The following is a 14,115-nucleotide window of genomic DNA, read 5'->3' as shown; positions in this document are numbered from 1 at the left end:
TCTCGGTGCTCCCGGTTCTCTATTGCGCATCCCTGCTGAGCTATGTTGACCGGGCGATCTTCTCGCTGTCACTCCAGCCGATCAAGGCGCAGTTCGGCTTTTCCGACAGCCAACTTGGCCTGCTCGCCGGACTGGCCTTCGCGTTGAGCTACGCGGCCTTCAGTCCCATCGCCGGCTGGTTCGCAGACCGGAGATCGCGAAAGAACGTCCTGATCGTGGCGGTGACGTTGTGGAGCGCCGCCACCCTTGCCACTGCGTTCGCCAACTCATTCGGCACCATGTTCGCTGCCCGGGCTCTGGTTGGCATGGGCGAGGCGGCCGTGATGCCTCTCGCGGTCTCGCTGCTCAGCGATACGCGCAGCTTCGCCGAACGCGGCCGGGCCTTCGGACTGTTCCATAGCGCGAGCGCGCTGGGAACCGTGCTTGCGATGCTCTTCGGCGGTGTGCTGATCGGCGCAATCACCCGCATGGGCGGATTGTCCCTGCCAATATTCGGAACGCTGCGCCCGTGGCAAAGCCTCTTCGTGGCTGCGGCCTGCCTAGGTGTGATCTTCGTCGTAGCAGTCGGCGCGGCGATGCGCGAACCGCCGCGCCGCACGCCGGAGACGTCCGTACGGACGGAGGATGGCAGCGTCCGTAGCTTTGTCGCGGCTAATCCGCTCCTACTGCTGACGCTCTACGTCAGCCTGTCGGTAGTGCAGATGGCCACGATCACCAACTTTGTGTGGATCGTGCCGGCATTGGCCCGTGCGCATGGCCTGGATGCGGCTACTGCGGCCCTGACCGTTGGCTCGACGGCAGGTATCGCCATGATCTTTGGCTCGTTTGCCGCCGGTTGGATGATATCCAAGTTGCGCAAGGGCGGCGATCTTGCCGCCACGCTCAAGGTCTGCGTGGCAAGTGCGGCCATCTTCGCGTGTTTCACCATTCCGGGGTACCTGACGTCCGATCTCACGCTCTCGCTCGTCCTTGTCACCATCGGCGCCTTCTTCTCTTACGCGCCCACCGTGTGCGCCTTCGCGATGATGGGAGAAGCTCTTCCATCGACCATCCGGGCCCGGCTTGCCGGCTTCAACACCATGTCCAACGCGGTGATCTGCAACTCCATGGGATCGCTGCTGGTCGGCGTTCTCGGCGACCGTCTGTTTGAGGGCCAGGCCACCATCGCTCATGCCCTGACCTGCGTCATCCTCATCGGAACGGTAGTGGGAAGCGGGCTGATCCTAGTCGGGCTTCCAATCTATCGCCGCCGTATGCGGCTTCTTGGCAATGAAGGAGCGGCTTGAATGTCGGTCACCCCCTCCCCGCGCACCATGCTCGACAAGATTTGGGACGCGCACGTCATCCGCGACCTCGGCAACGACTGGGCGCTGCTACATATCGATCGGCACGTGCTGCACGATCTCTCCGGCCCGATCGCGCTTGATCAATTGCACTCGCGGGACCTGACCGTCCGCAACCCGGACCTGGTATTCGCCACACCAGATCACGCAGTCTCAAGCCGCCCCGGCCGTTCCGCAACCACATACGCTCCCGGCGGGGCGCTCTGGGCGCGGTTGCAGGCAGGAACGGCGCGTGAGCGCATTAGGTTCTACGATGTGGGCCAGCGAGGCCAGGGCATCGTCCACGTGATGGCGCCTGAGATGGCGATCGCGCTTCCCGGCACCACGTTGATCTGCGGCGACAGTCATACCTGCACCAACGGTGGCGTCGGGGCCCTCGCCTTCGGCGTGGGGCAGTCCGAGAGCATGCACGCGCTTGCAACCCAGACGCTCCGGATGCAGCGGCCCAAATCGATGCGGGTGCGGATCGAAGGGAAGCTTGGCAGGGGCGTGAGCGCCAAGGATCTCGCCTTGCATGTCTTGCAGGTGATCGGAACCGGCGGGGGCATCCAGCATGCCATCGAATATGCGGGCGAGGCGGTGCGCGCGCTCGATGTCGAGGGGCGGCTGACGCTGTGCAACCTGTCCGTCGAGATGGGTGCGCGCTCTGGCTTCGTGGCGCCAGACGACAAAGTGTTCGCATACCTTGAAGGTCGCCCGTTCGCTCCGAGTGGAGCCGCCTGGCAGGCGGCTGTGGAGGACTGGCGGGCGCTGGCATCTGATAGCGATGCCGTGTTCGACCGAGATGTGCTGATCGAAGCCGCCCGCGTTGCTCCCGTGGTGAGTTGGGGCATCGCTCCGGACGAGTCGATGTCAGTCGACGACCGCGTGCCCGACCCCAATACTGTGGCGGATATCACGCGAAGGGAGCATATGCGCCTCGCATTAGACTATATGGGCCTGACGCCCGGCGATCGCATCTCGGATGCAAAGGTCGACTGGGTGTTCATCGGCTCCTGCTCGAACGCACGCTTGCCGGATCTGCGCGCGGCAGCCGATATCGCGAAGGGTCGCAAGGTCGCACCTGGCGTCAGCGCCTGGGTTGTGCCGGGTTCGTGGGAGGTGAAACGCGCGGCGGAGGCGGAGGGCCTTGATCGCATTTTCGTCGACGCCGGCTTCGAATGGCGAGAGCCGGGGTGCAGCATGTGCGTCGCCGCCAATGGCGAAACCGTGCCTCCCGGCGCTCGCTGCGTATCCACGTCGAACCGCAACTTCGTCGGGCGTCAGGGCCCGCGTGCGCGCACCCACCTCGCCAGCCCCGCGACCGCGGCGGCAAGCGCCATCTCCGGCCGCATTGCCGACGCCAGGAGCCTCTAGAACCATGCAGCCACTCGTCGTCGTCACAGGCTCTGCCGCGGTGCTGCCATTGGCGAACATCGACACCGACGTCATCATTCGGATCGAGCGCCTTACGCAGGGGGACCAGACGCAGGTCGGGCAATATGCCTTCGAGGCGCTCCGCTATCGCCCGGGCGGAAGCGAGAACCCGGAGTTCCCGCTCAACCGTGAGGGGTGGAGGAATGCGCCGATCCTGCTGACGGGCAGCAATTTCGGCTGCGGCTCGTCGCGAGAGGGCGCGGTGGTGGCACTCGCGCAAAAGGGCATCCGCGTCGTCGTTGCGCCCAGCTTCGGCGACATCTTCTACTCGAACTGCTTCCAGAACGGCGTGCTGCCGGTTCGCCTGCCGGAAGCAAAGGTCAAGCAGCTCATGGGTCTTTCACGGCCGGATGGTCCGGCATTTAGCGTGGACCTGATGCGTCAGCTCGTCATCGACGCTGCGGGTGAGACGCACTCGTTCGACATAGATCCGCTGCGCCGCGAAGGGCTGCTAGCCGGTCTGGACGATGTCGGGCTCACCCTCAGGGACAAGGCGGTCATCCAAGCCTGGCAGACCCGCGACCGCAACGATCGACCCTGGGCGTGGGAGCCGATCGACCGGCCCACGCCGCGTGACTCCGGAGAGGCGGCATGATTACACCTCGTCAGCAACTGCGTGCTTCGCTGAGAGACAAGGAAATGATCGTAGCGCCCGGTGCCTACGATGGGGCGACCGCCATGCTGGTGAGTGCCGCGGGCTACGGCGCAGTCTACATGACCGGCGCCGGGGTGTCCTCGACCTACGGCCTCCCGGACTATGGCTTGCTGACCCTAACGGAAATGGCGGCGCAGGCTGGACGGATCGCCCGGTCTGTGTCGATTCCGACCATCGCCGATGCCGATACCGGCTATGGCAACGAACTGAACGTCACCCGCACGATCCAAGAATACGAGGCAGCCGGTGTCGCCGCGCTGCACATCGAGGACCAGCTCAGCCCCAAGCGGTGCGGGCATCTGACCGGTAAGGAGATTGTCTCGCGTGAGGAGTTCCTTATCAAGATCCGCGCGGCTGTCGCTGCCCGGCGCGATCCCGACCTGGCGATCATCGCGCGTACGGATGCCCGAGCCGTCGCCGGAATGGATGAAGCGATCTGGCGGGTCAACGCCGCTTTGGATGCCGGTGCAGATATCGGCTTCGTCGAGGCCATGACTACTTTGGAGGAGACCGCCGCGGTGCCCGGTCTGGTCAGGGGCCCGTGTCTGCTCAACATGGTCAAGGGCGGCGTCACGCCCGTGTTCGACCTTCAGCAGGCACGCGATATGGGCTTTGACATGGTGATCGCACCGGCGCTGGTGTTTGGCACGATCGTCGGAGCAGCACTCGATGCACTGCGATCGTTCAAGGAGACCGGCATGCATCCAGAGCTGCCCGGCGATCTGACCCCGGCACGCGTGTTCGCGCTGTTCGGTTCGGCGACATGGGACAAGTTGCGCACCTCGGTGGAGGCTTAGGCGTGCCGCTTCGCTTTGCAACGCCCGCGCCGGAGCGGGTCGACACGTCCTTGACCATTGCCCGTTTGCTGGATGCCAGCCTGCACGGCGACGCGGATCAGACGATCGGCTATCGCGATGTGGTGCGTCACGACTATCGCGAGTTGCGACGCCGTATCGGCCGACTGGCGTCGGCGCTGAGCGAGCTCGGCGTGGTGCAGGGCACGACGGTCGCGATCCTCGACTGGGACAGCCACCGCTATCTCGAACATTATTTCGCGGTGCCGATGATGGGCGCGGTGCTGCAGACAGCGAACATCCGTCTCTCACCCGAGCAGATGCGCTACACCATCGCACATGCAGGTGCGCAGATCGTTGTGGTGCACGCTGACTTCTGGCCGTTGTTCGAGAAGATGCGTGACGAGCTTCCCGATGTGCGAGCGGTGATCGCAATCTGCGACGATCAGCGGCTCCTGCCCGAATGGGCGGTTGGCGAGTATGAGGACCTGCTAGCCGCGGCCGACCCCGAGCACGAATTTATCGACTTCGATGAGAATGCCACCGCCACGACCTTCTACACCAGCGGCACGACCGGCTTGCCGAAGCAGGTATGCTTCAGCCACCGCCAGCTCGTGCTGCACACGCTCGCGCTGGGATCTGCGCTCGGCGGCCGGCGGGGCGTCGGCATGCGGTCCGGCGACGTGTACATGCCGCTCACGCCCATGTTCCACGTCCATGCATGGGGCATGCCCTATCTGGCGACGATGCTCGGCCTCCGTCAGATCTATCCGGGGCGTTACGATGTGGACATGATCCTGCGCCTACGCGCGCTGGAGAACGTAACCTTCTCGCACGGCGTCCCGACAATTCTGCAGATGGTGCTTACCGCCGCGGCCGCACAAGGCCAGCGCCTCGACGGCTGGCAGATGATGGTGGGGGGCAGCGCGTTGACCCGCGAACTTGCCGCCGCGGCGCGGCAGACCGGCATGATCGTGGCGGCCGGATACGGCATGTCGGAGACTGGCCCGGTAATCAGCCTCGGGGAGGACAGCGACGACCCCTGGTTTGCGATCAAGGCGGGCAAGCCTATCCCGCTCGTGTCCATGCGGATCGTCGATGGGGACATGCGGCCGCTTGCCGCAGATGACATCGCCACGGGCGAACTAGTGTTGCGCGCACCCTGGCTCACACCCTGCTACCCCGGCGACGACGACGCCTCGCGGGAGCTCTGGCGCGGCGGCTGGCTCCACACGCAGGATATAGCGACGATCGATCCGGCTGGTGTGGTCCAGATCCGCGACCGGCTCAAGGACATCATCAAGACCGGCGGCGAGTGGATCGCGTCGCTGACGTTGGAGGAGTTGATCGTACAGCATCCCGACGTTGTGGAGGTGGCTGTCGTCGGGATACCCGACCCCAAGTGGCAGGAGCGGCCCGTCGCGGTCGTGGTCCCGGTGCCCGGTGCCGCTCCGACGCGTGAGATGCTCAACAGCTTCCTCACCCGATGGGTGGAGAGCGGGACGATCAACCGCTTCGCTCTGCTCGACCGCGTCATCAGTGTGGCGGCGCTGCCGAGGACCAGCGTGGGCAAGATCGACAAGAAGGCGATTCGTAGCGATCTCGCCAGCTGAAGGACTGTTCTACGATCAGGTGTTGTCGCGAATAGGTATGGGTCGGCCGTGATCGCCATGAAGATGGCGACGTAACTGCTGACGGAACCACGCCAGCACCCGATCGCCCTTGGATCGTGAATGCCAGACGGCGGAAAGGGGATACTCCGGAATGTCGAACGGCATCGGCAGACCGACAAGCGGCAGCCGTGCAGAAAAATACCGCAGCATGAAATCCGGCATGACCGCGACGAGGTCGCTTCTGGAGACCGCTTCCGCGATCACCGTTACGAACTGTGACGTCAGTCGTGCTGCGCGTGTCCTGCCAAGATCCGTCAGCGCCTGGTCGATGATGATCTCGGTGGTGGCGCGAAAGCCCTGGCTGACGGCGAACTGCGCGTGAGCGGCCTTGCTGTAGCTGTCCAAGTCCATGCCGGCGGAGGCGAATTTGCTGTCGGCACCCACAACACAGAGCATGCGATATGACAGCAAGCGGCTGACCTGCAGCGCTTCCGACAGCTCGATATAGGAACCGATTGCCAGATCGATAGTGCCGTCGCCCAGTGGTTCCGCGACGTGCCGGTTGAGAATCTGCGAGATCTCGATCTGCAGGTTCGGCGCATGGCGCCTCGCTTCCTCCACCAGGGGCCCCAAGGCGAACAGCGCGGTGGCATCTGTGCATGCAACCCGGATGCGGCGATGGGCATGCGCCACGTCGCTGTCGTCTTCGGTATCGAGCAGCGACTGCATCCGCCGAACCAGCTCCAGCACTTCCGGGTGGAGCTCGACCGCGCGGTCGGTGAGCCGCATTCCGCGCGCCGTCCGGACAAGCAACTGGTCTCCGAGCAGGTCGCGAAGCCGAGCAAGTGAATTGCTCATGTTACCCTGGCTCATCTGCAACCGCTCCGCAGCAAGGGTTACGCTGCGCTCCCTGAGCAATACGTCCAGGCATTGCAGCAGCCGTAGATCGATATTCTTCAGGCTGGCCATCCGCGCTTCCCTTCCTGCCCGACAAGCGGGCCGCCACTTTCACTAACGGCGCACGAGCTCGTCGAGCCGAACGTCTCCACTATTTACGTCATCGATATCTCTTATCGATCCAGCTCACTAGCCGACCTGCCGCGGCAGGTGCATCCCTCAGGACAGCGGCGGCACTGAACGTAACAGCGCCCGAAACACGCTGAACAGCATTGGGAGATGGAGAATGGTGCACAAGACGGTCGATCCGACCTTCATCAAATCGGAAGCCAAGCGCGTATTCGACGCTGTGAAGGATGGCGGTCTCGCCATTCTCGCGTTGGACATCGCTTATTCGATCGGCGGCAGCAGCCGCGAGGCGATCGAGCGGTCGCTGGCGGCAAAGAACCGGGCAGCGGGCAAGAAGTGCGGCGGGCTCGGTAACATTTCGATGTCGAAGGAACTGCACATCCTCGACGACAAGCTGCGCGACTTCATCTCAACTGTCGCGGTGGACCTCGACCTGCCGTTCACCATCGTGGCGCCGGTGCGCATGGATCATCCCTACATGCAGGCCATGGATCCGTGGGTCCGCGACATCTCCACCAAGAACGGCACTTTCAGCATGCTGATGAATGGCGGCCCGCTGCTCAACGAACTCGCGCCGATGTGCCTCGAAGAGCTCGTCCCGATCGTGGGCTCCTCGGCCAACGTCTCGTTGCAGGGTAGCAAGTTCTCGCTCGAGAGCATCGAGCCTGAGATCCGTGCGGTGGCAGATGTGGAGACCGATCTGGGCCTCGGGAAATACTACAATCCACAAGGCATCTCGAGCACGATCATCTCGATGCCCGACATGGAAGTGATACGCTTCGGCGCGTTCTACGAGAAGATCGCGGATGTCGGCCGCAAGGACTACGGCCTCAGCCTGCCCGAGCGTCCGACCCACTACGTGCACAAGGAGCAGCTCGACGCGGCCGCCGCCTGAGGGGACCCGCCGCCAAGCGGCGAGATAGCCGATACCTCCTGGTCCTGCGTCGTAGCGCATCTTCGGCGCAGGACATCAAACCGCACTCAAGGGTCCCGCTCATGTCCGTCCACACGATCGGCCGTCAAGCGGCGCTCATCGTCATCGATCTGCAGAAGGGCATCATCGGTTTCCCCACTGCCCACCCAGCCGCGGATGTGGTTGAACGCGCAGCCTCGCTTGCGCGAGCATTCCGTAGGCACTCGCTGCCGGTCGTACTTGTCAACGTCATTGGCATCCCGCCGGGCCGTGTCGATCGGCCGCTGGAGCTGGGCGAACTGCCGGTCGACTTCGCCGAGCTCGTTCCAGAGCTAGATCAGCAGGCCGGCGACCACCTGCTGAGCAAGCGCAGCTGGGGAGCGTTCACTGCCACCGGCCTTGAAAGGCTCCTGCGTGACCTCGGTGTCACCAAGGTCGTCATTGCGGGCATCGCTACAAGTGCGGGGGTGGAGACCACCTCGAGGCAGGCTTACGAACTCGGCTTCGACGTGGTGCTACCGGTGGATGCGATGACCGACATGAGCGCGCACGCACATGATAACAGCGCAGACGACGTCTTCCCGCGCATCGCACAGGTCTGCCGCGCACAGGATATCCACGATTTGCTCTCGCAATCGGAATCGCGTGTACTTGCCAACCTAGAGGGCACATCATGAGCTATACTGCTCCAATTGCCGAGCAACGCTTCGTTTTGGACCACGTCGCCCGCATTGCCGAACTTGGGGTTGATGCAGACACGCTCGACGCGGTGCTGGAGGGTGCCGCACAGTTGGCCAGCCGCGAGTGGGCACCGCTTTCGCACGCCGGGGATACCATCGGTCCACAGCTGATTGGCGCAGATGTGGTCATGCCTGAGGGCTACCGAGCGGCGTATAAGGCATTTGTGGATGGCGGCTGGGGGACCATCGGCGCACCGGCGGGGGCAGGCGGACAAGGACTACCGTTCGTGGTGCAGGCAGCGGTGCTGGAAACGCTGGGAAGCGCCAATATGGGATTTGCGCTGGCGCCCATCCTGACCATCGGCGCGGTGGAAGCGTTACAGCACCACGGCAGTCCGACGCAGAAGGCGGCCTACCTGCCGAAGCTCGTGACCGGCGAGTGGACTGGAACCATGAACCTCACTGAACCGCAGGCCGGCAGCGACGTCGGCGCGCTACGCTGCACGGCCACGCTGGCGGATGACGGCATGTGGCGGGTGAAGGGAACCAAGATCTTCATCAGTTTCGGCGACCACGACCTGACGGAGAACATCATTCACCTCGTCCTCGCGCGCACGCCGAATGCGCCCGAAGGCACTAAGGGCATCTCGCTCTTCCTCGTTCCGAAGGTGCGCCCGAACGGGACCCGCAATGACGTGCGCACGGTGTCCATCGAACACAAGTTGGGGCTTCACGCCTCGCCTACCTGCGTGCTGTCGTTCGGCGACCACGACGATTGCACCGGCGAGCTGATCGGTCCGGAGGGCGGTGGAATGCGCGCGATGTTCACGATGATGAACAACGCGCGCCTCAACGTCGGCCTGCAGGGCGTGCAGGTCGCGGAGGCGGCGACGCAGAAGGCGGCGGCGTATGCCCGTGAGCGCATGCAGGGAGTGCGCACCGGCGCCCCGAGCGCGATCATCGAACACCCCGACGTGCGCCGCATGCTGATGCGGATGCGGGCACAGACGGATGCCGCCCGCGCGCTCGTCTACTACGCCTGCGCGCAGGTGGAGCGCGCCAAGCACGACGCGGACGCGCACGATCGGCTCGAGATCATGATTCCGCTTGCCAAGGCACACGCGACCGATCTGGGCAACGAGGTCGCGAGTCTCGGGGTGCAGGTGCATGGCGGAATGGGATTCATCGAGGAGACGGGCGCGGCACGCTTCTTTCGCGACGCACGGATCACCCCGATCTATGAAGGGACCAACGGCATCCAGGCGGCAGATCTCGTCGGGCGCAAGCTCGCCCTCTCGAACGGAGCGGCGTTCGAGAAGCTGATTGTAGACATGCGAAACGGCGCGCACCACCCGGCCTTGGGCAAGCTGATCGCCCTCTGCGAGGCCGTTGGCCATAGACTGCAAGACGCGAACCCCGACGACCGACTAGCGGCGAGCTATCCCTTTCTCACGATGCTCTCGGTCGCCACCAGCGGCTGGCTCCTGTCGCGTGAGGCGGCGTCCCACTCGGCAAGCGCGACCAAGAAGGCGCTCGTCGACTTCTATCTCGATCAGCTCGTACCCGAAGCGCTGGGTCTCGAAGCTGCCGCGAGCGCTCCGGCAGCGCAGCTATACGAGATCAGCGCGGCCCAGCTCTGAGCGCGTACTTTGAGTGACGCTTACCAGTTCCGGGTGGCGTCCGTGAGCTTGGCTGGCGTCGCGCTTCCGACAACGGACGCAACGATGGCGCCACGTCGGGTATGATCCAGCTTAAGCACCAACTGGCCCGTACTACAGCGCTATTCCGCGCAGGAGCGCGGCACGAAAGCGAACAGCCACCGTGCACTTTCGTAAGTTTATGATCGATGCTGTTCAGCCCACATGGTTGGCATGGCACAAGCAATCATGATGGTGACCTGCAGTGGCGGGTCATTCTTCTACCGCGATCATTACGTCGACGTTCACCTGCCACTCGCCCTGGAATGTTGGCGGCGATATGGCTTGGAAAGCGCCTCAGCGTTCTTCCCGCGCGAAACCGACGCAAGGGATGTCTCGATAGGCATCTACAGGTTTCGCGATGAGGCCGCGATTCATGCTGCGCTCGCCTCTCCCGAGACGGCGACGGTAATGGCTGACGTCCCTTGTTTCACGGACGCCAGCGTGTCGAGGGTTATCGGCTCTCCAGCCTGAGCGAGCCTTCTCGGAACCCGCCGAACGGGCGGCAGAAGATGGAGCTGCGCCGGAACGGCGCAGCCACTTCCCGCCATCCATCTAGACGATCGAATTTCCCGCAAGGAGCAGTAACATGTATTCCACTCCTCTCGCCGGCAAACGTGCGCTCGTCACCGGCGCCGCACGTGGCATCGGCGCCGCTATTGCACTGAAGCTGGCCGAGGACGGCGCAGACGTCGCAGTCACTTACGAGCAGTCAGGGAGCAAGGCCGAGGCCCTCGTTGCCAAGATGCAGGCGCTTGGGCGCAACGCGGTAGCCATTCAGGCAGATGCCGCCAGCCCGGAAGCCAGTCGGAACGCGGTCGAACGGACGGTAACCGATCTCGGCGGCCTAGACATCCTGGTGAACAACGCCGGCGTGCTGCGCGCGGGCTCGTTCGCCGAGCAGCCGCTGGAGGACATCGACCTGCAGCTGAACATCAACGTGCGCGGCGTCTTCGTCATCACACAGGTTGCGCTGAAACACATTCCGAACGGCGGCCGCATCATCACCGTGGGCAGCAACGCCGGCGTGCACGTGCCCTTCGCAGGGATCGCCGTCTATGCAGCAACCAAGTCCGCCATGGAGAGCTTCACCCGAGGCTTGGCACGCGAGCTGGGCCCCCGCGAGATCACCGTCAATCTGGTGCGCCCCGGCCCGATTGACACCGACATGAACCCGGCCAACGGCCCGCTCGCGCCCGCCATTCTCCCAAGCCTCTCCATCGCGCGCTACGGCAAGCCGAGGGAGGTCGCCGAAGCCGTCGCGTTCCTCGCGGGTCCAGGCGCAGCGTACGTTACCGGCTCGGGCATCCTCGTCGACGGCGGCATTGCCGCCTAGAGGCCTGCACCCATGCCGGGACGGGCGACAGGTGTGACGTAAACTCGAAGCCGGCGGAGAGATTCGATGACCCAGAGCATGAAGATCAGGCCGGCCGAGGCGTCGGACGCTGTCCTCATTCGAGAGCTCATCCGAATCCACGCCTGGGCTTCGTCGAGATGGGACGAGGAATGGACAATGGCTTCAACCGAGTCTTCTTCCAAAAGGACCTAACGCCGGCAGACATGCCGGGACAGGGTGTCAAGCACAGCAGAGAGCTGCGCGTGAAGGGCTCAAAAGGTTAAGCCCGTGAGCGAACGTGTCGTGCCACTCAGTCCGGACCTACGCCTGCCCCTCGACGCGCAGGTCGGTTTCATAGCTCGCCACGGCGGCGGTCGCCCGATCGTGACCAGTCATCCGGCATTCGCAGGATCGGCAGCGGCAGCGCAGCGGCAGCGGCACACCTGAGGTTGAAATCCCCATGACTAAGACAAGGCCAGCCGGACAGCTTGCCCTATCGCGCTGGCAATCGATCTTTGTCGCGTGCGGAGCAGTAATCACAGCCCTTCTCGCGCTAGTATCACATGACCTCGCCATTGCACACCTAGGCATCCCCTTCCCTCACGATAACGACGTGCCGGAATGGGCGAGGTACATCGGACAGTTCGTACGCCTCGCGGCTATGCTGTGCGCCTGTCGCCTCGCGGGCTGGTACCTGTCCCAGAAAAGCATTCTGCTGGCCGCCGCGACGTTCGGATTGCTGATCGTTCTTCTACAGGAGACGATACGCGCCATCGTCGTCGACAACGTCGTGACAGACGGGTGGATTGACCTGCGTTGGGTCGGCCTCCTGATGTCCCGCCTGCCTGGCACGCTGCTGTCCTTCTACAGCGGCGCGGCCGCCGTCGTCATCGGCCGGAAAATAAGCGCCGACCGGCCCGTCGTCGCCTTGGTCGCCGTCGCGACAGCCAGCGCGATCGGCTATTTCGCTTTGCAGCCGCTGCTCAGGAGCCTGGCAGACACAGTCACCCTCGCGCTGCATCTGGGCGAGGCACCCGAGGCGCACAAGCCACCTTACGGCTTTTACGAATACAAGTTCATCTACGGCATGTTTTTGGAGCCGACGATCGCCTCGTTCGCGCTGATCTATCTGGTGTGGCCAGCGCTGAACGGCTCGAAGGCCAGACGCATCGCACTCTTCACCGGGCTCCTACTTCTGATCAGAGGTCGTGTCGTCGCGACCTTCCTCTTCAGTTTCTGGATCAAGGACAGCTTGCCGATGGCTCTTGCGGCCGAGGGGCAGTTCTTCGTGGAGACGGCGTTGCTGGCTGCGCTGACCGGGCTCACTTGGACTGCGGTCACACCTTCCGTGATTAAAGTAGATCAAGTCGACGTCTGAGCGAGCCCCCGACAGGTTCCACCACCCATCCGGCGATACTGAACTCCCCGTTCGCGCTTGTCGAAATTTGCGGTCGGGAACCCGACCGTGCGTCCACTGCGCCTATAACTCTTGTCTACTTGATCACGCGTCAGGCTGAACGCTGCGGGAGCCGTTTCGCCTGCTCGGCGAGTGGGGCCTACGGCACCAAAGCGACCTTTTAGAGCCGCAAGGTCGCTGCGGTGAAGGTCGATGATTGGTGGCGGGAAGACCGGCAGCTATCGAGTGGAGCGGGGTGGATAGCTGCCGGCATCACTATGGTTACTTCGCTGTAAGGAAATTCACGACGACTGGGTTGAGCGCCGACGCGCACTCCTCGGGGAGCCAGTGTCCACACTCCGGCAGAACCTTCTTCGTCACATTGGTGGCATACTCACTTAGCTGTTCGCCTTGGAGCTTGCCCATGCCGCCATGGCCACCGCCACCGATGGCTAGTACCGGCATTGTCAGCTTGGTCGCGCTTAATGGCTTGTTACGGCGAGCAGTCTCATTGAGCGCTCGGTAATATTCGAAGCTACCATGCAGCGTCTGGGGCTTGGCATAAGACCGACCATACATGTCGAGCAGCGCAGGTGTGAACACGTCCTTGTTCGTGGCATGCTCTTTGATAAAATGCTCGATGAAGAAGCGCTCGTGTCCGGTGACAAGTGTTTCGGGAAGCTGGTTTCCAGCTGCGAAAAAGCTGAAATGCCAAACCAGCGACTCTCCCTGGGGTGTGAAGGCGGGGAATTGGTAGAGCCGTTCATCGGGGATCGGCGCTTCCATGTAGACGAGCCGGCGAATGTCGGCCTGATGCTCGACAGCCATTGGATAGGTGTTCCAGATGCCGATGTCGTGCGCGATGAGATTGAACGGCGCGTTCGGGCTAAAGCTCTTGGCAAGCCGGTACAGTAGCGGCGCAATGTCTTGACCCGCGTACGATTTTGGCACCCCCGACATACCCAGCGCTGGCAGGTCCACCGCCACGACCGTGTGGGTTTTTGCTAAAAGCGGCATCAGTTGATGCCATTCGTACCAGCTCTGGCCGAACCCGTGAACAAGCAGCACGAGCGGACCAGCGCCGCCTTTCAGATAGTGCATCTTCACACCATCCACTTGCGCGAAGCCGGGTGTGAATCCAATCGGTGACGGAAACTCTTCAGTCGTTGCGGCCGCGGGCGCTGCGGGCGCCGCGGGGATCGTGCCGGCGAATGCTGCCGTCAGTGCGAGACCCAAAACAGCGCGC

Annotated in this window: 13 protein-coding genes and 1 pseudogene; 12 read left to right on the top strand and 2 right to left on the bottom strand. The window is 63.5% G+C overall.

The genetic code is table 11. From position 1 onward, the window contains the following. Positions 1-5: 5 nt before the first annotated feature. The 5 genes from NF699_02725 to NF699_02705 are packed head-to-tail and all read left to right on the top strand — an operon-like array spanning position 6 to position 5,821. Positions 6-1,286 carry an MFS transporter gene (locus tag NF699_02725; GenBank protein ID USU05633.1) on the top strand — a complete coding sequence of 427 codons (1,281 nt, stop codon included), beginning with the start codon at positions 6-8 and terminating at the stop codon, positions 1,284-1,286. Then, positions 1,287-2,699 (top strand): 3-isopropylmalate dehydratase large subunit, encoded by a 1,413-nt coding sequence (leuC, locus tag NF699_02720; GenBank protein ID USU05632.1) that lies wholly within the window; start codon positions 1,287-1,289, stop codon positions 2,697-2,699. It abuts the gene before it with no gap. Positions 2,700-2,703: 4 nt separating this feature from the next. After that, positions 2,704-3,354, top strand: coding sequence for a 3-isopropylmalate dehydratase small subunit (gene leuD / locus NF699_02715; protein ID USU05631.1), 651 nt, complete (start codon positions 2,704-2,706; stop codon positions 3,352-3,354). Positions 3,355-3,398: 44 nt separating this feature from the next. Then, a complete protein-coding gene (locus NF699_02710; protein USU06968.1) occupies positions 3,399-4,211 on the top strand; it encodes an isocitrate lyase/PEP mutase family protein in 813 nt (270 codons plus the stop codon). A 2-nt stretch (positions 4,212-4,213) separates the two neighbouring features. Beyond that, the gene (locus tag NF699_02705; GenBank protein USU05630.1) at positions 4,214-5,821 is read left to right on the top strand and encodes a long-chain-fatty-acid--CoA ligase; all 1,608 of its coding nucleotides are present in this window, start codon (positions 4,214-4,216) and stop codon (positions 5,819-5,821) included. Between the two features lie 15 nt (positions 5,822-5,836). On the opposite strand, the gene NF699_02700 is transcribed toward NF699_02705, so the two are convergent. Further along, complete coding sequence (locus tag NF699_02700) at positions 5,837-6,790, bottom strand: LysR family transcriptional regulator (GenBank protein USU05629.1); 954 nt, start codon at positions 6,788-6,790, stop codon at positions 5,837-5,839. 214 nt (positions 6,791-7,004) lie between these two features. Here NF699_02700 and NF699_02695 point away from each other — a divergent pair, with 214 nt between their 5' ends. From NF699_02695 to NF699_02665, 7 genes are all read left to right on the top strand, one after another. Beyond that, a complete protein-coding gene (locus tag NF699_02695; GenBank protein USU05628.1) occupies positions 7,005-7,742 on the top strand; it encodes a hypothetical protein in 738 nt (245 codons plus the stop codon). Between the two features lie 101 nt (positions 7,743-7,843). After that, on the top strand, positions 7,844-8,437 hold the full coding sequence (locus NF699_02690) for a cysteine hydrolase (GenBank protein USU05627.1): 594 nt from the start codon (positions 7,844-7,846) through the stop codon (positions 8,435-8,437). Then, positions 8,434-10,080, top strand: a complete 1,647-nt coding sequence (locus NF699_02685) for an acyl-CoA dehydrogenase (protein ID USU05626.1) — start codon at positions 8,434-8,436, stop codon at positions 10,078-10,080. The genes NF699_02690 and NF699_02685 overlap by 4 nt, the downstream gene beginning before the upstream one ends. A 231-nt stretch (positions 10,081-10,311) precedes the next feature. Beyond that, positions 10,312-10,611, top strand: a complete 300-nt coding sequence (locus NF699_02680) for an EthD family reductase (GenBank protein USU05625.1) — start codon at positions 10,312-10,314, stop codon at positions 10,609-10,611. Positions 10,612-10,726: 115 nt separating this feature from the next. Then, complete coding sequence (locus tag NF699_02675; protein ID USU05624.1) at positions 10,727-11,473, top strand: SDR family oxidoreductase; 747 nt, start codon at positions 10,727-10,729, stop codon at positions 11,471-11,473. A gap of 288 nt (positions 11,474-11,761) precedes the next feature. Then, on the top strand, positions 11,762-11,920 hold the full coding sequence (locus NF699_02670; protein ID USU05623.1) for a hypothetical protein: 159 nt from the start codon (positions 11,762-11,764) through the stop codon (positions 11,918-11,920). Positions 11,921-12,086: 166 nt separating this feature from the next. Then, positions 12,087-12,851 (top strand): hypothetical protein, encoded by a 765-nt coding sequence (locus NF699_02665; protein USU05622.1) that lies wholly within the window; start codon positions 12,087-12,089, stop codon positions 12,849-12,851. A 300-nt stretch (positions 12,852-13,151) separates the two neighbouring features. On the opposite strand, the pseudogene NF699_02660 reads toward NF699_02665, so the two are convergent. Continuing rightward, a pseudogene (locus NF699_02660) lies at positions 13,152-14,030 on the bottom strand (alpha/beta hydrolase). Positions 14,031-14,115: the final 85 nt, after the last annotated feature.

This window comes from Sphingomonadaceae bacterium OTU29LAMAA1 (assembly GCA_024072375.1).
Classification (GTDB): domain Bacteria; phylum Pseudomonadota; class Alphaproteobacteria; order Sphingomonadales; family Sphingomonadaceae; genus Sphingomonas.
The sequence above is the reverse complement of the archived record's forward strand: the minus strand, read 5'-3'. Positions and strand labels throughout refer to the sequence as shown.